Raw genomic sequence first — 20,341 nt, 5'->3', positions numbered from 1 at the left:
GTCAAAGTTTTGTCAAAAAATATTAGGATTATAAGCTTTCTTATTGATATACTGGACTTTACGGAAAAAATCACTATAAGAAATGAGGAATTTATTCAGTATGGAATGGCGTAATATATATCGTGGATTTTGTATGGGCGTTAGTGATTTAATTCCTGGTGTGAGCGGCGGTACAATCGCTGTTGTGTTAGGGATTTATGAACAATTGCTTGCGGCAATTAGTGGATTCTTTAGTCGTGAATGGAAAAAGCATTTAGGATTTTTAATTCCCCTTGCAGCTGGTGTGGCAGCAGCATTTTTAACGTTAAGTCACGTTATTAAATATTTACTTGCAAATCATTATGAACCGACTCAATTTTTCTTCCTCGGTTTAATTATTAGTATATTACCGATGTTAATGAGGGAAGCTGATGCAAAGTCGTCGTTTAAAGGTAAGCACATTGTTTTATTAATAGTTGCAGCAATTCTTGTTGCGATCACAGCTTTCTTTAAACCAGATAAGGCAGCAGATCCAATTACGACGTTAACAATTTTAAATGCAATTGGTTTATTTTTCGCGGGCTGGATGGCTAGTATGGCTATGTTGCTGCCTGGAATTAGTGGATCATTTATTTTATTAATTATTGGTGTGTATCCGACAGCAATTAATGCTTTAACTACACTGAACTTACCTTTAATCGTAGTTATCGGTGCCGGTGTTATGGCAGGGTTTGTTGTAAGTAGTAAAGGAATTAGTTTCTTGTTAGATCGTTATAAAAGTATGACATTTGCGGCAATTATTGGACTTGTTATCGGCTCGATTGTAATTGTGTTCCCTGGTATTCCAACTGGAGGATTTTCAATTATAAGTTCAATTATTACCTTTATTTTAGGATTTGCGATTGTTACTTATTTCGGTAAGAAATAAGGGCTTTAATCCCCTTGACGATAAAAATCGTCAAGGGGATTTTTTCATGCTATTCATTGAAAGTCCGGGCATTTACATTGCTTGTTATAGAAAGCCTTTTTAAAATTGTTGAGTAGCATGTACTTAGCGAAAGAGGACTGGCTCCTTCGTTGTAGCAAACTGTTTTTGATAGTATAATGAAATGAGTATGCAGTGAGAAATTTACTGCAAGTAGCTGAGGTGAAGAAACATGCAAAGAGTGACAAACTGTGTGTTAATTAGAGATAATGAAGTACTCTTACTCCAAAAACCTCGCCGAAATTGGTGGGTTGCACCAGGCGGGAAAATGGAGCGTGGTGAGACTGTAAGAGATTCCGTTGTTCGCGAGTATCGTGAAGAAACAGGTATTTATTTAAAGAACCCAGCGTTAAAGGGGGTCTTCACCTTTGTCATCCAAGAAGGTGATAAAGTTGTTTCTGAATGGATGATGTTCTCCTTTTTAGCGACAGATTTTGCAGGAGAAAACAAACTAGAGAGCGAAGAAGGCATCATTGGTTGGCATACATTTGACAAAATTGATGATTTAGCAATGGCACCAGGAGATTATCACATTATTGATTATTTAATTAAAGGAAATGGCATAATCTACGGTACATTTGTATATACCCCAGATTTTGAGTTGCTTTCATATCGATTAGATCCGAGTTAAACCGTCAAGGAGAGGATACGATGACAGAGAATAATGATATAAAAATGGTAATTATTACAGGAATGTCTGGAGCTGGAAAGACAGTAGCTTTACAAAGTTTTGAAGATTTAGGATATTTCTGTGTAGATAATTTACCACCGATGTTATTGCCGAAGTTTATTGAGCTTATGGCGGATTCAAAAGGGAAAATGAATAAAGTGGCACTTGGCGTTGATTTACGTGGTCGAGAGTTTTTTGAACATTTATGGGGAGCACTTGATGATTTATCAGAACGTACATGGATTATTCCTCATATTTTATTCTTAGATGCGAAAGATGGCACGCTTGTAACTCGTTATAAAGAAACGAGACGTTCGCATCCACTTGCACCAACTGGTTTGCCGTTAAAGGGAATCGAGATGGAGCGTGGCTTATTAACTGATATGAAGGCACGAGCGAATATTGTGCTGGATACATCGGATTTAAAACCGAAAGAATTACGTGAAAAAATTGTTCATCTGTTTTCAACTGAAACTGAGCAAGCATTTCGTGTAAATGTTATGTCATTTGGATTTAAGTACGGTATTCCAATTGATGCAGATTTAGTATTTGATGTTCGTTTTTTACCAAATCCATATTACATTCCACATATGAAGCCATTAACAGGACTAGATGAGGAAGTTTCATCGTATGTGCTGAAATTTAATGAGACACATAAGTTTTTAGAGAAATTGACGGATCTTATTACTTTCATGCTGCCTCATTATAAAAGAGAAGGCAAGAGTCAACTTGTAATCGCAATTGGATGTACAGGTGGACAGCATCGTTCTGTTACGCTTACAGAATACCTTGGGAAACATTTGAAACCAGAGTATAGCGTTCATGTATCTCATCGTGATGTGGAGAAGAGAAAGGGCCATTAAGGGATGAAAAAAGAGAGAAAACCTAAAATTGTCATCATGGGAGGCGGTACTGGACTATCTGTTTTATTACGAGGATTAAAACAATATCCAGTTGATATTACAGCAGTTGTTACAATCGCTGATGATGGTGGCAGTTCAGGTAGATTACGTGATGAGCTAGAAATTCCACCCCCAGGTGACATTCGTAACGTACTTGTTGCGTTATCAGATGTAGAGCCGCTGGTGGAAGCTTTATTTCAGCATCGTTTCACAACGGGAGACGGGCTGAAAGGTCATGCGTTAGGAAATTTATTATTGGCAGGTATGACCTCGATTACAGGAGACTTCTTCCATGCGATTACGGAAACGAGTAAAGTGTTAAATGTCAGAGGACGTGTGTTACCGGCAGCTAATCAAAGTGCGGTACTTCATGCGGAACTAGAAGATGGAGAAATTGTAACAGGTGAATCAAAGATTCCGTATTACGGAAAGAAGATTAACCGCGTCTTTTTAACTCCAGAAGATGTAGAGCCGTTACATGAAACGTTGGCTGAGATTAAACGAGCTGATTTACTTGTTTTTGGTCCAGGAAGTTTGTATACGAGTATATTACCGAATTTAGTTGTTAACAAAATCGGGGACGCTGTTCTTGCTGCAAAAGCGAAGAAGGTATATGTGTGTAATGTTATGACGCAAGCTGGTGAAACGATGGGATATACTGCGTTTGACCATGTGCAGGCGTTACATGATCATTTAGGTAAACCATTTATTGATACTGCAATTGTAAATAACCGTGATATTCCTTGTGAATTACGTCAGTTATATGAGGAAGAACTGTCGGCACCAGTTGTAGTAGATGAAGAGCGTTTTAAAGAGAGCAATATTGATGTCATTCAAGATCAATTAGCGAAGTATGATGACCGTGTTGTAAGACACGATACATTAAAATTAGCTTCTATTTTATATTCACTGTTGTAGATGTGCGTTGCCTCGTTTGAGGTAACGCTCATCATTTCATATAGGACAAGATTTTTGTTCCAAAGTAATCGTATAAGGAGGTGTTGACTGTGTCATTTGCATCAGAAACAAAGAAAGAGTTGACGAATCTTGAGATGAAGGAATGCTGTGAGAAAGCAGAATTATCAGCGTTACTTCGAATGAACGGATCGCTTTCTTTTTCAAATCGTCGTCTATCTATCGATATTCAAACGGAGAATGCGGCAATTGCAAGAAGGATTTATACGCTTTTGAAAAAAGGATATGACGTGACGGTAGAATTACTTGTTCGTAAAAAAATGCGATTGAAGAAAAATAATGTATATATCGTGCGGCTTGTTGAGAAGTCTCGCGAAATATTAGCTGATCTTCATATTGTTCGAGAAGACTTTTCGTTTATCCGAAATATATCACAAGAATTGATTGAGAAGAAATGTTGTAAACGATCGTATTTACGTGGTGCATTTTTAGCAGGTGGTTCAGTAAATAACCCAGAAACATCATCTTATCATTTAGAGGTCTTTTCGTTATATAAGGAACATAATGATGCTATATGTGAACTGATGAACGGATTTGATTTAAATAGTAAGACGTTGGAAAGAAGAAAAGGGTACATTACGTATTTGAAAGAAGCGGAAAAGATTACGGAGTTTTTAAATATTATAGGCGCTCATAATGCACTTTTAAGGTTTGAAGACATTCGAATCGTTCGCGATATGCGTAATTCAGTAAATCGTTTAGTGAACTGCGAAACAGCCAATTTAAATAAAACAATTGGTGCAGCGCTAAGGCAGATTGAAAATATCCGTTATATTGATGAGACGGTTGGTCTTGATATATTACCAGATAAACTGCGAGAAATTGCACAATTACGAAGAGATTATCAAGATGTAACATTGAAAGAGTTAGGCGAGATGGTATCCGGGGGGAAAATTAGTAAATCGGGTATTAATCATCGTTTGCGTAAAATCGATGAGATTGCAGAGAAATTACGCGCGGGGGAAACGGTAGCGAAAAAATAAGAGGTTAAAGGGGAAATGGAGCTGTGGTTCAAAAACGAGTTAAGGTTTCATTAAAAAACGGTTTGCAAGCACGTCCGGCTGCGTTGTTTGTACAAGAGGCCAATCGCTTTCATGCGGATATCTTCATCGAGAAAGATGGAAAGACAGTGAATGCAAAGAGCATAATGGGGATTATGAGCTTAGCAATTGGAACTGGTAGCATGATAACAATTACAACAGAAGGTTCAGATGCAGAAGAAGCTTTAGAAGCATTAGCTGCATATGTACAATAAAAAGCTATCGCGCATATGCGATAGCTTTTTTGTTTTTACTAGGGGTACATGATAATAAAAAAGCGCCCTATTATAGGGCGCTTCCGCTTTTAGTGTATCTAGCTCCAGCGGCTAGAATGGTCGGTGGCTTCGCTTCTTCCGTCGAGGTAAAAAGCACCTCTATGTCAGAAGCTCCATCCTCCTCCCATTCTGAACGAGCCACTTCCGCTTTTAGTTATATCCAGCTCCAGTGGCTAGAATCTCCGGTCGTTTCGCCCCTTCATTCGAGGCAAAAAGCGCCTCGGAATCAGGGGCTCCATCGCCCTGCGATTCTGAACGAGCCGCTTCCGCTTTTAGTTATATCCAGCTCCAGCGGCTAGAATGGTCGGTGGCTTCGCTTCTTCCGTCGAGGTAAAAAGCACCTCTATGTCAGAAGCTCCATCCTCCTCCCATTCTGAACGAGCCGCTTTCGCTTTTAATTTATTAACGATTTGTAAAGATCTTATCGATTAAGCCGTATTCTAGAGCTCTTTCAGCTGTCATGAAGTTGTCGCGGTCTGTGTCGCGTTGTAGTACTTCAAGTGGTTGACCTGTGCGGTCAGCAAGAATTTGGTTTAGTTTTTCACGTAAGAATAGGATACGTTTTGCAGCGATTTCGATTTCAGTCGCTTGACCTTGTGCTCCACCAAGTGGTTGGTGAATCATTACTTCACTGTTTGGAAGTGCATAACGTTTTCCTTTTTCACCTGCTGCAAGTAAGAATGCACCCATAGATGCAGCCATACCGATACAGATTGTTGATACTTGTGGTTTAATAAACTGCATTGTATCGTAAATTGCCATACCTGCTGTGATAGAACCACCAGGGCTGTTGATGTAGATGTGAATATCTTTTTCTGGATCTTGAGATTCCAAGAATAAAAGCTGGGAAACGATTGAGTTAGCTACGTTGTCATCAATTGCGCTACCAAGCATAATGATGCGGTCTTTTAATAGTCGAGAGTAAATATCGTAAGCGCGTTCTCCACGATTTGTTTGTTCAATTACTGTAGGAATTAAATTCATCTGTTATTTCCTCCTTCTAAAGCTTTCTTAGTCTTATAATACAATTATGGTCAATAAAGGTCAAACGAAACCACTTTAAATCAAAAAAATATGTAGTTGTACCATGAAATATTCGCTATGTTTTTGAAATTCCCTGCTTATGTATCTTCAACATCATAACCGAATTACATAAATTTAAACGCTATAGAAACTGTAGAAAAAAAGAAAAGAACGCCTTTTTATTGAAGCGTTCTTTCGATATCTATTCTTTTAAAAGGTAGGTTACTTTATTTAAAATCTTTTCGATGTGTTTCGCGTTTTTACTATACATTTCACTTGCTGATTTCGACTTTGTTTCTAGGGAAAATAGTTCAAGATCAGCATGACATTTTTTTAAAGATGCTAATAATAAAGGCTTGTTTTGAGGAGAAGGCATTTGTAGTTTGTCATTATAAATATCGATAGTAAGTTGTCCGTATGAATCCACTTGACCGAGAAAGACATTTTCAATAACAACACCGAGCTTTTCTAGTTCAGAATGTAGCCAAGCGCGGTTATGCCCACTAGAGGATAGAGGTTCATCTAAGACATTTCCATCCATAATAACAGTTTGTGGTTCTTTTTCGTTTGGTACTTTTAAGCCGATGTCTTTTGCTGTAAGTGGCTGGCGATCTTTCTTCAATAATACATTTAATTCTCCGCTCGGTTCTAGTACGGCGAATTCAACATCAGCTACACTAAAAGCATCTTTTCCGCGGAGAAGTTCCAGTAATTCGTCACTTGTATATTTTTCTTTCTTTAAGTTATCTTCGAGTATTTTTCCATCTTTTATTAATACAGTAGATTTCCCTTCAAAAAAATCCCGAGCTGTTTTGTTCTTTAAGGAGAGGATTCCTGTTAAAAAAGGTACCACAGCGAAAATGAGTATCGCAAAGACGCCGTGGAAAAATTTTGAATCGAGCCCTGTAGATACTTGGGCAGCGATGTCACCGATTGTCATTCCGGCTATGTATTCAAAAAAGGAGAGCTGAGAGATTTGTCTTTTCCCTAACCATTTCGTAATAGCGAATAAAATAATTAATATGAATACAGAGCGAAGAATGACAAGTGTCCATTCCGGCAGGTGAGACATAGTCATTTCCTCCAGTCTACTTAAAACCCTTTATATTGAGGTTCTTCACGTTCTAATACTGAAACTCTATTCTGTAAATCAGCGATGATGCTGTCCATTTCTAACATACATTCATGAAATACGCGTTTTGATTCCGCGTCCTGTGAATTTAGTGAAAGGGAGCTTAAACTTGCTTGAGCACCCCGTACACTAGCAAGGCAGGTTTTAACGCTAGCGATAACTGTCATACAAACACCTCTTATCCTTTCGGTTTGAATAGTAATGCACCAATGAATCCGAATATGATAGCAGCAGAAATACCAGCGCTTGTTACTTTAAACATTCCCGTAATGACACCGACGATGCCGTGTTTTGCAGCTTCTTCCATTGCGCCGTGAACGAGGGCGTTACCGAAACTTGTAATAGGTACAGTTGCCCCGGCTCCAGCAAAGTCGATTAATGGTTCATACAAATTGAATCCGTCTAATATAGCACCGGCAACAACGAGTGTTGCCATCGTATGAGCGGGTGTTAGCTTGCCGACATCAAACATAAGTTGACCAATTACACATATGAGTCCGCCAATGACGAAAGCCCAGAAAAAAATCATTGCGTTGCACCTCCAAATTCAATCGAAACGGCGTGAGCGATACACGGAATCGTTTCTTCTTGTTGGAATGTAAGTGGAGATAGTAAAGCGCCTGTCGCAACGACAAGTATTTTTTTGAATTCTCCTCTTTTCATTCGGTTTAATAAATGACCGTACACGACTGTTGCGGAACATCCCGGTCCGCTAGCACCAGCTATGACAGGTTGACCTTCTCTATAAATGAGTGTGCCGCAATCTTGAAACTGTTCGCTCGTTACTTTTGTTCCGTGTTTATGTAGTAAGTCATAAGCAATTTCGCGACCGACATGTCCAAGATCACCTGTTACAATTAAGTCGTAGTAGGAGGTGTCAATTTGTCGTTCGCGTAAATGGGCTTCAATCGTATCGACAGCCGCTGGGGCCATCGCACCACCCATATTAAAAGGATCTGTTAATCCCATATCAATCACTCGTCCGATTGTGGCAGATGTTACCCTAGGACCATGTCCAGTGTCACTTAAAATAGCCGCACCTGCCCCGGTTACTGTCCATTGTGCGGTAGGCGGTTTTTGACCGCCATATTCAGTTGGATATCGGAACTGCTTCTCTACAGCAGCGTTATGACTAGATGCCCCAGTTAATAAATACTTTGCGCCTTTTGCATTTACAATGCTTGCCCCGAGTGCTAATCCTTCCATAGAAGTAGAACAAGCACCAAATAATCCGAGATATGGTGTGCCGAGTGTGCGGCAGGCAAAGCTTGTTGGAGTGATTTGATTAATTAAATCTCCTGCAAGTACGAATTGAATATCGTCTTTACGAAGTTCTGCTTTTTCAGTAGCGCGGCTACAAGCTTCTTCGAACAAAATTTTATGTGCTTTTTCATAGGAATCCTGGCCGAGCCATAAATCTTCATGAAGGATATCGAAGTCTTCTGGAATGTTTCCTTTTGCTTCAAATGGCCCGCCAACGACTCCTGTCGAAATAATAACTGGTTTGTTTTCAAATACCCACGTTCGGTGTCCTTGTAACATTTATAGCCCTCCCCATTGAACGAGAATCGTTTTAATAAGTGCGATGACGAAAGCTGAAAATACACCAAACAAAATAACAGAGCCGGCTAATTTAAACATATTTCCGCCAACGCCGAGTACGAATCCTTCTGTTCGGTGTTCGATACATGCGGCAATAACAGAATTACCAAATCCAGTAACGGGTACAGCAGTGCCTGCTCCAGCAAACTGCCCAAAGCGGTCATATATACCGAAACCAGTTAGTAACATGGAAATGAAAATGAGAGTTGCGACCGTTGGATTTCCTGCTGAACGCTCAGTGAAATCAAAATATGTGATATAAAACGTAGAAATGAGTTGTCCGATGAAGCAAATAAAACCACCGACGAAAAAGGCTTTAATACAATTTTTTAAGACAGGGCGCTTCGGTTCGCGTTCTTGCTCGAATTTTTTATACTCTTGTTGCACAGGGGTTAAGTTCTTATCTTTACTAGACATTGCAATCCTTCCTTTTCTATTAAAAAGCGTTAAGTGTTAGACTCCATTTTTTTCCCGATGAGTTTTAATTGCTCATTGATCTCGTCTTTAGATACTTTTTTTTCCTTAATCTTTCTTTCAAGCTTTTCGAGTAACATAAAGATTTTTTTATCTGTACTTACACGAACATCGAAAGTAGGGTGCTCATCACTTAGCTGCTTTTGAAGCTTCTTACGTAAAGGTTTTAATCCAAACCTTTCGTGGTGCTCCGGTGTAACTGCTATGTAGAGATCTAAATTTGAATTTACTGCTGTGCTTTTTATAATTTCATCCATAGCGAGAGCTCTTTTCTTGGCTCCTTGTGATATAGATTGATTAAAGGATTCCGTACTCATCTTTGTTAATTTGGGACCTTTTTCTTTCTCCGTACGTTTTGCTTCATCTTTCACTTTTTTATCTAAGGGACTATTATCACATCCGATAAAAGAGCTACATAGAAGGGCAAATAACGCGGTTATGAGGCCGAGTTTTCGCATGATTATCATTCCATTTCTATTGCAATATGTAATGTGATAGAAAAAGGATGACTGCATATCATCCTTTTTCTATTTCACAGCATGACGAATACGTTATTGCTGTGAGTATTGTGGTTCTTCTTGTTGGACTTCTTCAACGCGTGGGTTTAAAGAATCGATAATCGTTTGTGTTTGCTGCGCAGCTGTTTGGAAAAGTTGCTTTGCTTGTTGGTTATCCGTATCAAGAGCGAATCCCTCTAAGCTAGCTTGTGCACTTTTTAATCCAGAAACAGTTTGCTTTAGTTTTGTAATTACAGTCATTGAATGAAGCCCCCTTTGGAATATCAATTCAAAGATTATAATTTGTGAGTAGGGGCGAATTTATGATTGGAAAATTTAGGGTAGAGTGCTTTGTTAATATACTCATAACTAAGGTGCATAAAGGATTGTGGGGATATTTTTATTGATTTAGATGGATTTTATTGCTATTATTATGGAAAGAAAATGAAGAGTTTTCTATAATCATGCGCCCATAGCTCAGTCGGATAGAGCGGTGGTTTCCGGTACCACGTCTGCCGGGGGTTCGAATCCCTCTGGGCGCGTCAAAAAGTCCTAACTTACATTTTGTAGGTTAGGACTTTTTTTATTTTCCCTCTTGTTATATCTAGTTATAAGATTTACTATTAGTACTTGGTTATAATATAATTCCGTTATTATTTTCTTTCAATATTATTCAAATTTCGGTTGTAAGTTGTAAATCTCATTAATACATATAAATTAATAATATTTTGGAATGGGTGTCTGCGTGAGGATTCTCCTTTTACCAAACTTATTGTACAATAGAAACAAGGGGGAGATTAGTTTGAAGGCAAGTCTTTTACAAGAACAAAGCTTACGTTTGGCAATGACACAAGAGTTAAGGCAAGCGATTACAATGCTCCAGTATAATGTACAAGAATTATCGGAGTTTTTGTATGAGCAATCGTTAGAGAATCCCCTTATTGAGTTAGGTGGTTTTGAGAGGGAGAAGAAAAAGAGCTCTAACACAAGTAAAAGTACCAGCAAACAAGTCGAGAATCAGATGGAAATCTACAGTGTGGATTCTACAACGATTCAGCAACATTTATTAAATCAAATACAATATTATAAAATAGATGAAGAAGAGCGAAAAGTAGCTTCTTTCATTATTATGAACATGGATGGAAATGGGTATTTACAAGAAACGAACGAAGAGTTAGCGGATCTCCTTTCCGCACCACTTCATGTAGTCGACCGCTCTGTAGAGCTTGTCCAATCGCTTGAGCCAGCAGGGGTAGGAGCGCGTAATATTCAGGAATGTCTAACTTTGCAATTGAAGCGCTTACAAAGACGGAATGGATTAGCGGAAGAGGTTATAGAGGATCAATTTGCTTATTTCGTGAAGAAAGATTGGCGAAAGCTCGTTCAAGTTTTGAAGTGTAGTAATGAGGAATTGCAAACAGCGGTGAACTGTATTACGTCATTACAGCCGAAACCAGGTCTTGCGTTTTCTTCTGATAAACCACTTTATATCGTGCCTGATATGGCAGTGAAAAAAGATGGTGATCGTCTCGTTTTACAAATGAACGAGAGAAATATGCCGAGAATTGAAATTCATTCTGAGTATAGTGCGCTTCTGAATGCTAGTGAAAGTGAAGTAGCATCTTACGTATCAGAAAAGTATCAGCATGTACAGTGGATTATGCGCAGTTTAAAACAGAGAAAACAAACGCTTCTGCAAGTGATGACTATTATTATGGAAAAACAACGTGATTTCTTCTGGGAAGGTCCAGAATATTTAAAACCGCTTGCTTTAAAAGAGGTAGCAGAAGAGTTAAGTGTGCATGAATCTACAATTAGTCGTGCAACGCGAAATAAATATGTGCAAACACCACACGGTTTATTTGAGATGAAATCGTTCTTTAGCAATGCCGTTTCGACTACTGAAGATGAAGCTGTTTCTACAAAGCGTGTGAAACGATTTATCCAAACGCTTGTTGAGGCAGAGAATAAGAAAAAGCCACTTTCAGATCAAAAGATTTCAAAATTATTAGAAGAAGAGCATGAAATTGTTATTTCTCGAAGAACAGTGGCGAAGTATAGAGAACAAATGCACATTCCAGCGTCATCATTACGAAAAACGATTGGGTAGGTGAAGAATATGAAAGTTGTACTGTATACAAAAAAAGATTGTGGTCTTTGCGTGCAGGCAAAACAAGTTTTGCAGGAAGTACAATGTGAATATTCTTTTCAAATCGAGGAAATAAATATATATGAAGATAATGACCTTTTAGAAAAATATCACCTAATGATTCCGGTTGTAGAAATAGGCGGAAAACAAGTAGAATACGGTAACATTCACAAAGGTGTCATAATAAACTATATAAAGAATGCAGTTAAGAGTTGAATAAGTTTCTATCTCCTGTTACAATAATACACGTAGCAGGGATTATTTTTTTAACCTATGTGGGACATAAAATGTCACTACGGGACGTAAAGTGACCACAAGGGAAAATGAACCAATGTAGTGAGGAGAAAAGATATGCGCTCATGGATTCAGAACACAAAAAAATTATTACCTGATCTGCTACCTGTTATGCAAACGAGAATGCAAATTCTTCAATACATTAGGCTCATGCAGCCGATTGGAAGAAGAAATTTGTCAGCAAGTCTCGGTATGACAGAACGAGTATTGCGAAGTGAAGTGCAAGTTTTGAAAGAACAAAACTTAGTTCACGTCGCTTCTTCTGGAATGACTTTGACAGAAGAAGGAACAGCTTTAGTTCTTGCTTTGGAAGACTTTATGAAAGAAATTTCCGGGTTAAAGGTTTTAGAAAAGCAACTTAAGGAAACATTAGACTTGGATGAAGTTTTCGTTGTCCCTGGTGATAGTGATGAATCACCTTGGGTCAAACTGGAGATGGGCCGTGCTTGTGTGACTTGTATAAAAGACCGTCTGACAGTGAATAATATCGTTGCTGTGGCTGGAGGAACTACGCTAGCTGCTGCTGCGGACATGATGCAGCTTGATTGCAAAGATTTACATATGCTATTTGTCCCAGCACGTGGTGGAATTGGAGAAGGTGTCGAATTAGAAGCCAATACCATTTGTGCCAAGATGGCGCAAAATACGATGAGTAATTATCGCTTATTGTATGTTCCAGACCATGTTAGTAGCGAAGCATATGCGTCTATTGTGACAGAGCCTTCCGTGAAAGAAGTTCTTGAGTTGATTCGATCTTCCAATATCGTCATTCATGGAATAGGTGATGCGTTAACAATGGCACGTCGCAGAAATACTTCAGAAGCAGATTGGTTAAAGATTCAAGCAAGCGAAGCAGTAGGCGAAGCTTTCGGTTACTACTTTAATGAACAAGGAAATGTTGTTCATAAAGTAAGAACAGTTGGTATGCAACTTGAGGATTTACAACATGTATCTCACGTTGTTGCAGTCGCTGGAGGTTCTTCAAAGGCAAAGGCAATACAGGCTGTAATTAAACAAGGGCACACTTCAATTTTAATTACAGATGAAGGTGCAGCAAAACAGTTAACAAAGGGTATTACCCTTTAATATAATCCCCCAAGGAGGAAATTCAAATGACTAAAATTGGTATTAATGGATTTGGACGTATCGGACGTAACGTATTCCGCGCAGCTCTTAACAACTCTGAGGTAGAAGTAGTAGCAATCAACGACTTAACAGATGCTAAAACATTAGCTCACCTTTTAAAATATGACACAGTTCACGGAACTTTAAATGCAGAAGTATCTGCTAACGAAAACAGCATCGTTGTTAACGGTAAAGAAATTAAAGTTATCGCTGAGCGTGACCCAGCTCAATTACCATGGAGCGACTACGGAGTAGAAGTAGTAGTAGAATCTACTGGCCGTTTCACTAAAAAATCAGACGCTGAAAAACACTTAGGTGGATCAGTTAAGAAAGTTATCATCTCAGCTCCAGCTTCTGACGAAGATATCACTGTAGTTATGGGTGTTAACCACGAACAATATGATGCAGCTAACCACAACGTAGTATCTAACGCTTCTTGTACTACAAACTGTCTAGCTCCATTCGCTAAAGTATTAAACGAAAAATTCGGCGTAAAACGCGGAATGATGACAACAATTCACTCTTACACTAACGACCAACAAATCTTAGACTTACCACACAAAGATTTACGTCGTGCTCGTGCAGCAGCTGAAAACATGATCCCAACATCTACTGGTGCAGCTAAAGCTGTAGCATTAGTATTACCAGAACTTAAAGGTAAATTAAACGGTGGCGCTGTACGTGTTCCAACTGCTAACGTTTCTCTTGTTGACTTAGTTGTTGAACTTGACAAAGAAGTAACAGTTGAAGATGTAAACGCAGCATTCAAAGCAGCAGCTGAAGGCGAATTAAAAGGTATCCTTGGATACAGCGAAGAGCCATTAGTATCTATCGACTATAACGGATGTACAGCTTCTTCTACAATCGATGCATTATCTACAATGGTAATGGAAGGTAACATGGTTAAAGTACTTTCTTGGTACGATAACGAAACTGGTTACTCTAACCGCGTAGTAGACCTAGCAGCATACATGACTTCTAAAGGTCTTTAATTCTTAATTATATAAGTAATCAATGACAAAACGAGGGAGAGGGTTTGTTCCCTCTCTCTCTTCTTTCGTTTTAAAAGCAAATGTGTTAAGCTTTTGAGTGGGTTTTGTCAATCCTAACTAGTAGTCGGAGGGAAATCCAATGAACAAAAAATCAATTCGTGACGTAGATTTAAAAGGTAAGCGTGTATTTTGCCGCGTTGATTTCAACGTACCTATGAAAGAAGGCAAAATTACAGATGAAACTCGTATCCGTGCAGCTCTTCCTACAATTCAATATTTAGTAGAGCAAGGTGCGAAAGTTATTTTAGCAAGTCATTTAGGCCGTCCAAAAGGTCAAGCAGTAGAAGAATTACGTCTTACTCCAGTAGCAGCACGTTTAGGCGAGCTTCTTGGTAAAGATGTTAAAAAAGCGGACGAAGCATTCGGACCAGTTGCACAAGAAATGGTTGCAGCAATGAACGAAGGCGACGTATTAGTTCTTGAAAACGTACGTTTCTATGCGGGCGAAGAAAAGAACGATGCAGAACTTGCGAAAGAATTTGCAGCTCTTGCTGATATCTTCGTAAACGATGCATTCGGTGCAGCTCACCGTGCTCATGCTTCTACAGCAGGTATCGCAGACTACCTACCAGCAGTATCTGGTTTATTAATGGAAAAAGAGTTAGATGTACTTGGAAAAGCACTTTCTAACCCAGAACGTCCATTCACAGCTATCATCGGTGGTGCGAAAGTAAAAGATAAAATCGGTGTAATTCGTCATCTATTAGACAAAGTAGATAACTTAATCATCGGTGGCGGACTTGCTTACACATTTGTTAAAGCTTTAGGTCATGAAATTGGTCTATCTCTATGTGAAGACGACAAGATCGAACTAGCTAAAGAATTTATGCAACTTGCAAAAGAAAAAGGCGTAAACTTCTACATGCCAGTTGATGTTGTAATCACAGAGGAATTCTCTGAAACTGCAACAACTCAAATCGTAGGTATCGACTCTATCCCTTCTACTTGGGAAGGCGTGGACATCGGTCCTAAAACACGTGAAATTTATGCAGATGTAATTAAAAATTCTAAGCTTGTTGTATGGAATGGACCAATGGGTGTATTCGAAATGACTCCATTCGCAGAAGGTACAAAAGCAGTAGGACAAGCATTAGCAGATGCAGAAGATACATACTCTGTTATCGGCGGTGGTGACTCTGCAGCAGCTGTTGAAAAATTCGGTATGGCTGATAAAATGAGCCACATTTCTACTGGCGGCGGTGCGTCATTAGAATTCATGGAAGGTAAAGAGCTTCCAGGTGTAGTTTGTCTTAACGACAAATAAGTAGCAGCCAAAGAAAAAGGACGGTGCAAAGCATGCGTAAACCAATTATCGCAGGTAACTGGAAAATGAATAAAACTCTATCTGAAGCAGTTAGCTTCGTAGAGGAAGTTAAAGGTCAAATCCCAGCAGCTTCAGCTGTTGATGCAGTAGTTTGCTCTCCAGCTTTATTCTTAGAGCGTTTAGTAGCTAAGGCTGAAGGAACGGACTTACAAGTAGGTGCACAAAACATGCACTTCGAAAAAAATGGTGCATTCACTGGCGAAATTAGCCCAGTAGCACTTAGCGACTTAAAAGTAGGCTACGTAGTACTTGGCCACTCTGAGCGTCGTGAAATGTTTGCTGAAACAGACGAGTCAGTAAACAAAAAGACTCTTGCAGCATTTGAACATGGTTTAACACCAATCGTATGTTGTGGTGAGACTTTAGAAGAGCGCGAAAGCGGAAAAACATTTGATCTAGTAGCAGGTCAAGTGACAAAAGCACTTGCAGGTTTAACAGAAGAGCAAGTTAAAGCAACTGTTATCGCTTATGAGCCAATCTGGGCTATCGGTACAGGTAAATCTTCTTCTTCTGCAGATGCAAACGAAGTATGTGCGCACATCCGTAAAGTTGTTGCAGAAGCTGTTTCTCCAGAAGCTGCAGAAGCTGTTCGTATTCAATACGGCGGTAGCGTAAAACCAGAAAACATTAAAGAGTATATGGCACAATCTGACATCGACGGCGCTTTAGTTGGCGGTGCTAGCTTAGAGCCTGCTTCGTTCTTAGGTCTTCTGGGGGCGGTAAAATGAGAAAGCCAACAGCTTTAATCATTCTTGATGGTTTCGGACTACGTGAAGAAACTCACGGGAATGCTGTAGCACAAGCTAAGAAACCTAATTTTGATGGTTACTGGAACAAATTCCCTCATACAACGCTTACAGCTTGTGGTGAGGAAGTAGGTCTTCCAGAAGGTCAAATGGGTAACTCTGAGGTTGGTCACTTAAATATCGGTGCAGGCCGCATTGTATATCAAAGCTTAACACGCGTAAACGTTGCAATTCGTGAAGGTGAGTTCGATCAGAACGAAACTTTCCAAAATGCAATTAAAAGCGTAAAAGAAAAAGGTACTGCTCTTCATTTATTCGGTTTACTTTCTGATGGTGGTGTGCACAGTCACATGAACCATATGTTTGCTCTTCTTCGCTTAGCAGCAAAAGAAGGCGTGGAGAAAGTTTATATCCATGCATTCTTAGACGGCCGCGATGTTGGACCACAAACAGCAAAAGGTTATATCGATGCAACAAATGAAGTAATTAAAGAAACAGGAGTAGGACAATTCGCGACTATCTCTGGTCGTTATTACTCCATGGACCGTGACAAGCGTTGGGATCGCGTAGAAAAATGTTACAGTGCTATGGTAAATGGTGAAGGCCCTACTTATAAATCAGCAGAAGAGTGTGTAGAAGACTCTTATGCAAATGGTATCTACGATGAATTCGTATTGCCGTCTGTAATTGTTAACGAAGATAACACGCCAGTTGCAACAATCAATGATGATGATGCAGTTATCTTCTATAACTTCCGTCCAGACCGTGCAATTCAAATTGCTCGTGTATTTACAAACGAAGATTTCCGTGAGTTCGATCGTGGTGAAAAAGTACCTCACATTCCTGAATTCGTTTGTATGACACATTTCAGTGAAACTGTAGATGGTTACGTGGCATTTAAGCCAATGAACCTTGATAACACATTAGGTGAAGTTGTTGCGCAAGCGGGATTAAAGCAACTTCGCATCGCGGAAACTGAAAAGTATCCGCACGTTACATTCTTCTTTAGCGGTGGTCGTGAGGCTGAATTCCCAGGAGAAGAGCGTATCTTAATTAACTCACCGAAGGTTGCAACGTATGACTTGAAACCTGAAATGAGCATTTACGAAGTAACGGACGCTTTAGTAAATGAAATCGAAAATGATAAACATGATGTTATCATTCTTAACTTTGCGAACTGTGATATGGTTGGCCATTCTGGGATGATGGAACCAACAATTAAAGCAGTAGAAGCAACTGACGAATGTTTAGGAAAAGTTGTAGAAGCGATTCTTGCAAAAGATGGTGTAGCACTTATTACTGCTGACCATGGTAATGCTGATCAGGAGTTAACTGCTGATGGCGGACCAATGACAGCTCATACAACTAACCCGGTTCCTTTCATCGTTACAAAAAATGACGTAGAGCTTCGTGAAGGTGGTATTTTAGGAGATATCGCCCCAACAATGCTTACACTTTTAAATGTGGAACAACCGAAAGAAATGACAGGTAAAACAATTATTAAATAATTTGCTTATATAAAAAGGAGAGAATTTATTATGTCAACAATTATTGATGTTTATGCTCGCGAAGTCCTTGACTCTCGTGGTAACCCAACTGTAGAAGTAGAAGTTTACACAGAAAGCGGCGCTTTCGGACGCGCTATCGTACCAAGTGGTGCATCTACTGGTGAGCACGAAGCAGTAGAATTACGTGACGGTGACAAATCTCGTTACCTTGGTAAAGGTGTTCTAAATGCAGTAAACAACGTTAACGAAGCAATCGCTCCAGAAATCGTTGGTTTCGACGTAACTGACCAAGCTGGTATCGACCGTGCTATGATCGAATTAGATGGCACTCCAAACAAAGGTAAACTAGGCGCTAACGCTATCCTTGGTGTATCTATGGCAGTAGCTCACGCAGCAGCTGACTTCGTAGGTCTTCCATTATACCGTTACCTTGGTGGATTCAATGCAAAACAATTACCAACTCCAATGATGAACATCATCAACGGTGGTTCTCACGCTGATAACAACGTAGACTTCCAAGAGTTCATGATCTTACCAGTTGGTGCTCCAACATTCAAAGAATCAATCCGTATGGGTGCTGAAGTATTCCATGCACTTAAAGCTGTATTACATGACAAAGGTCTTAACACTGCAGTAGGTGACGAAGGTGGATTCGCTCCAAACCTTGGTTCTAACCGTGAAGCATTAGAAGTAATCATCGAAGCTATCGAAAAAGCTGGTTACAAAGCTGGCGAGAACGTATTCTTAGGAATGGACGTTGCTTCTTCTGAGTTCTACAACAAAGAAACTGGTAAATATGACCTTGCAGGCGAAGGCCGTACTGGCTTAACTTCTGCAGAAATGGTTGATTTCTACGAAGAGCTTTGCAAAGACTTCCCAATCATCTCTATTGAAGATGGTTTAGACGAAAACGACTGGGATGGTCACAAATTATTAACTGAGCGTATCGGTGATAAAGTACAATTAGTTGGTGACGACTTATTCGTAACTAACACACAAAAACTTGCTGAAGGTATCGAAAAAGGTATCTCTAACTCAATCTTAATTAAAGTTAACCAAATCGGTACTTTAACTGAGACTTTCGAAGCTATCGAAATGGCTAAACGTGCTGGTTATACAGCAGTTGTATCTCACCGTTCTGGTGAAACTGAAGATGCTACAATCGCTGACATCGCAGTTGCAACTAACGCTGGCCAAATCAAAACTGGTTCTATGAGCCGTACTGACCGTATTGCTAAGTACAACCAATTATTACGCATCGAAGACGAACTAGGCGAAATCGCTGTTTACGATGGTATCAAATCTTTCTACAACATCAAACGATAATTGTAGAAAATAACGACAGACCGTGAGAAATCACGGTCTGTTTTTTTATGCTTAAAATTGCTCACCCGTCATAAGTGACATGAAATGTTTAAAGAAACGGTTATAATCAAAATCAATTGCGATTTGATGACTCGGCCGATCAATAAATGGTTTAGATTCTCCTAAAGAGCGAAATTCTCCAATGCTTGCTCCTTGTGCATAGGATTCCGTCATGACAACGATAGGTGATTTGTGATACGTAAACATAGAGTTATCAAGTAAAGCGAGTATTGGCATTGTGTCATGGAAGGGGCTCCCCTTTAAATGGGGTAAGGCGTCTTTATAATAGCCGTAGTAATAATGATCGAATAACGGTTTGACGAGTGGGGCTTTTCCTTTTGCTTCAATGTATTCAGCCATTTCCGGTGTAATGATGGAATACTGAGTGACGTTTAATGGATAGATGTACATGTTAGGTGAGGATTGAAGGACTATATTAGCGGCAGTAGGATCGCCATAAAAGTTCGCTTCTGAAATAGGGGTCACATTACCAGGATGTAAAAAGGCACCGCCCATTACGTAGTAAGATTTAATTTGCTTCATGAGCTGTTTACATAAGATGAATAAAATTGCTAGGGAGGTAAGTCTGCCTAAACTAACAATGATTAATTCATCTTTATACTGTTCAATAAGAGGAATAACTTCGAAAAAATTCTCCATTTCTCCGTTAGTCACATGTCCCTTTGGAATAATTGGCCCGAGCCCTTGTTTCCCGTGTACTTCCGTAAAGAAAGCAGGAGGGGCGCCAGTAAGTGGGCGTTCTGATCCACCAAATATCTTGATGTTTCTATCCTTTGCTTCGTTCTTAAGAAAATGAGCGTTTTGTACGGCCATTTCTTTTGGAACATTGCCGTAATCAGCAACAATGCCGACGATTTCTATTTCATCGATAAAGAATGCTAAGAGGAGAGCCATCGTATCATCAATCCCAGGATCACAAAAAATAAGAACCTTTTTGGGCATATGTTCACCACCTATCTTATTTATCCCACTTTAATGGGCAGTAAGACCCCCACCTCAAAATTCAGCGAAAGCAAAGAATTTAGGTGGGGGATCAACTGCCCATAAAAGTCCGATTGGTTCAGCTAATAATCAGTGGGGGATGAAGAACCCCCCACTGATTAAAGTTTCACTTTATATATATGTAAGCTTAAGGATAAAAAGATTATTTTATTGAAATAACAACGTTACAAATTCAGAAAATAAAAACTTTTTATATTAGGT

23 protein-coding genes and 1 tRNA gene are annotated in these 20,341 nt (G+C 39.4%); 15 read left to right on the top strand and 9 right to left on the bottom strand.

Annotated elements, in window-relative coordinates:
* Positions 1-100 precede the first annotated feature (100 nt).
* The 6 genes from KVT31_RS13840 (at position 101) to KVT31_RS13815 (ending at position 4,766) form a co-directional block, all read left to right on the top strand.
* Positions 101-907 (top strand): DUF368 domain-containing protein, encoded by an 807-nt coding sequence (locus KVT31_RS13840; RefSeq protein WP_000455195.1) that lies wholly within the window; start codon positions 101-103, stop codon positions 905-907.
* 229 nt (positions 908-1,136) lie between these two features.
* A complete protein-coding gene (locus KVT31_RS13835) occupies positions 1,137-1,595 on the top strand; it encodes an NUDIX hydrolase (RefSeq protein WP_001190080.1) in 459 nt (152 codons plus the stop codon).
* Positions 1,596-1,615: 20 nt separating this feature from the next.
* Positions 1,616-2,497: an RNase adapter RapZ gene (gene rapZ / locus KVT31_RS13830; protein WP_000138461.1), complete on the top strand. Its 882-nt coding sequence runs from the start codon at positions 1,616-1,618 to the stop codon at positions 2,495-2,497.
* A gap of 3 nt (positions 2,498-2,500) precedes the next feature.
* On the top strand, positions 2,501-3,454 hold the full coding sequence (locus KVT31_RS13825) for a gluconeogenesis factor YvcK family protein (protein ID WP_088098376.1): 954 nt from the start codon (positions 2,501-2,503) through the stop codon (positions 3,452-3,454).
* An 89-nt stretch (positions 3,455-3,543) separates the two neighbouring features.
* Complete coding sequence (gene whiA / locus KVT31_RS13820) at positions 3,544-4,494, top strand: DNA-binding protein WhiA (RefSeq protein ID WP_088098375.1); 951 nt, start codon at positions 3,544-3,546, stop codon at positions 4,492-4,494.
* A gap of 23 nt (positions 4,495-4,517) precedes the next feature.
* On the top strand, positions 4,518-4,766 hold the full coding sequence (locus KVT31_RS13815) for an HPr family phosphocarrier protein (protein ID WP_000250306.1): 249 nt from the start codon (positions 4,518-4,520) through the stop codon (positions 4,764-4,766).
* Positions 4,767-5,228: 462 nt separating this feature from the next.
* On the opposite strand, the gene clpP is transcribed toward KVT31_RS13815, so the two are convergent.
* The 8 genes from clpP to KVT31_RS13775 all read right to left on the bottom strand — a co-directional run bounded on the left by clpP (position 5,229) and on the right by KVT31_RS13775 (position 9,815).
* Entirely contained in the window at positions 5,229-5,810 is a 582-nt protein-coding gene (gene clpP / locus KVT31_RS13810; protein ID WP_001049163.1) for an ATP-dependent Clp endopeptidase proteolytic subunit ClpP, read from the bottom strand.
* A 241-nt stretch (positions 5,811-6,051) separates the two neighbouring features.
* Positions 6,052-6,921 (bottom strand): DUF421 domain-containing protein, encoded by an 870-nt coding sequence (locus tag KVT31_RS13805; protein ID WP_061679300.1) that lies wholly within the window; start codon positions 6,919-6,921, stop codon positions 6,052-6,054.
* Positions 6,922-6,941: 20 nt separating this feature from the next.
* Entirely contained in the window at positions 6,942-7,148 is a 207-nt protein-coding gene (locus tag KVT31_RS13800) for a DUF1657 domain-containing protein (protein ID WP_002167398.1), read from the bottom strand.
* An 11-nt stretch (positions 7,149-7,159) separates the two neighbouring features.
* Positions 7,160-7,510 (bottom strand): stage V sporulation protein AE, encoded by a 351-nt coding sequence (spoVAE, locus tag KVT31_RS13795; protein ID WP_000575918.1) that lies wholly within the window; start codon positions 7,508-7,510, stop codon positions 7,160-7,162.
* Positions 7,507-8,523 carry a stage V sporulation protein AD gene (gene spoVAD, locus KVT31_RS13790; RefSeq protein WP_088098364.1) on the bottom strand — a complete coding sequence of 339 codons (1,017 nt, stop codon included), beginning with the start codon at positions 8,521-8,523 and terminating at the stop codon, positions 7,507-7,509. Before spoVAD ends, spoVAE begins: the two co-directional genes overlap by 4 nt.
* Positions 8,524-9,000, bottom strand: coding sequence for a stage V sporulation protein AC (gene spoVAC, locus KVT31_RS13785; protein ID WP_000095399.1), 477 nt, complete (start codon positions 8,998-9,000; stop codon positions 8,524-8,526).
* 29 nt (positions 9,001-9,029) lie between these two features.
* Entirely contained in the window at positions 9,030-9,515 is a 486-nt protein-coding gene (locus KVT31_RS13780; RefSeq protein WP_088098363.1) for a YhcN/YlaJ family sporulation lipoprotein, read from the bottom strand.
* A 93-nt stretch (positions 9,516-9,608) separates the two neighbouring features.
* Positions 9,609-9,815 (bottom strand): DUF1657 domain-containing protein, encoded by a 207-nt coding sequence (locus KVT31_RS13775; RefSeq protein ID WP_000216166.1) that lies wholly within the window; start codon positions 9,813-9,815, stop codon positions 9,609-9,611.
* Positions 9,816-10,020: 205 nt separating this feature from the next.
* Between KVT31_RS13775 and KVT31_RS13770 the strand changes: the two genes are divergently transcribed.
* The 9 genes from KVT31_RS13770 (at position 10,021) to eno (ending at position 19,078) form a co-directional block, all read left to right on the top strand.
* Positions 10,021-10,096: transfer RNA gene (locus KVT31_RS13770), tRNA-Arg, on the top strand.
* Between the two features lie 260 nt (positions 10,097-10,356).
* A complete protein-coding gene (rpoN, locus tag KVT31_RS13765; RefSeq protein WP_088098362.1) occupies positions 10,357-11,664 on the top strand; it encodes an RNA polymerase factor sigma-54 in 1,308 nt (435 codons plus the stop codon).
* A 9-nt stretch (positions 11,665-11,673) separates the two neighbouring features.
* Positions 11,674-11,919, top strand: coding sequence for a glutaredoxin family protein (locus KVT31_RS13760; protein ID WP_088098361.1), 246 nt, complete (start codon positions 11,674-11,676; stop codon positions 11,917-11,919).
* Positions 11,920-12,054: 135 nt separating this feature from the next.
* Positions 12,055-13,083 carry a gapA transcriptional regulator CggR gene (gene cggR, locus KVT31_RS13755; RefSeq protein WP_001258189.1) on the top strand — a complete coding sequence of 343 codons (1,029 nt, stop codon included), beginning with the start codon at positions 12,055-12,057 and terminating at the stop codon, positions 13,081-13,083.
* 26 nt (positions 13,084-13,109) lie between these two features.
* Complete coding sequence (gap, locus tag KVT31_RS13750) at positions 13,110-14,114, top strand: type I glyceraldehyde-3-phosphate dehydrogenase (RefSeq protein ID WP_000161234.1); 1,005 nt, start codon at positions 13,110-13,112, stop codon at positions 14,112-14,114.
* Positions 14,115-14,253: 139 nt separating this feature from the next.
* Positions 14,254-15,438, top strand: coding sequence for a phosphoglycerate kinase (locus tag KVT31_RS13745; protein ID WP_001036333.1), 1,185 nt, complete (start codon positions 14,254-14,256; stop codon positions 15,436-15,438).
* A 32-nt stretch (positions 15,439-15,470) separates the two neighbouring features.
* Complete coding sequence (gene tpiA / locus KVT31_RS13740; protein WP_048566659.1) at positions 15,471-16,226, top strand: triose-phosphate isomerase; 756 nt, start codon at positions 15,471-15,473, stop codon at positions 16,224-16,226.
* Positions 16,223-17,752, top strand: a complete 1,530-nt coding sequence (gene gpmI / locus KVT31_RS13735; RefSeq protein ID WP_001231145.1) for a 2,3-bisphosphoglycerate-independent phosphoglycerate mutase — start codon at positions 16,223-16,225, stop codon at positions 17,750-17,752. Before tpiA ends, gpmI begins: the two co-directional genes overlap by 4 nt.
* A gap of 30 nt (positions 17,753-17,782) precedes the next feature.
* A complete protein-coding gene (eno, locus tag KVT31_RS13730; protein ID WP_000103948.1) occupies positions 17,783-19,078 on the top strand; it encodes a phosphopyruvate hydratase in 1,296 nt (431 codons plus the stop codon).
* 51 nt (positions 19,079-19,129) lie between these two features.
* Here the strand turns inward: eno and KVT31_RS13725 are convergent, their stop codons facing one another.
* On the bottom strand, positions 19,130-20,080 hold the full coding sequence (locus KVT31_RS13725; protein ID WP_088098360.1) for a nucleoside hydrolase: 951 nt from the start codon (positions 20,078-20,080) through the stop codon (positions 19,130-19,132).
* Positions 20,081-20,341: the final 261 nt, after the last annotated feature.

Source organism: Bacillus sp. GbtcB14, from assembly GCF_019091205.1.
Classification (GTDB): domain Bacteria; phylum Bacillota; class Bacilli; order Bacillales; family Bacillaceae_G; genus Bacillus_A; species Bacillus_A cereus_AG.
Note: the sequence above shows the minus strand (reverse complement) of the source record. Positions and strands in the feature narration are given on the sequence as shown.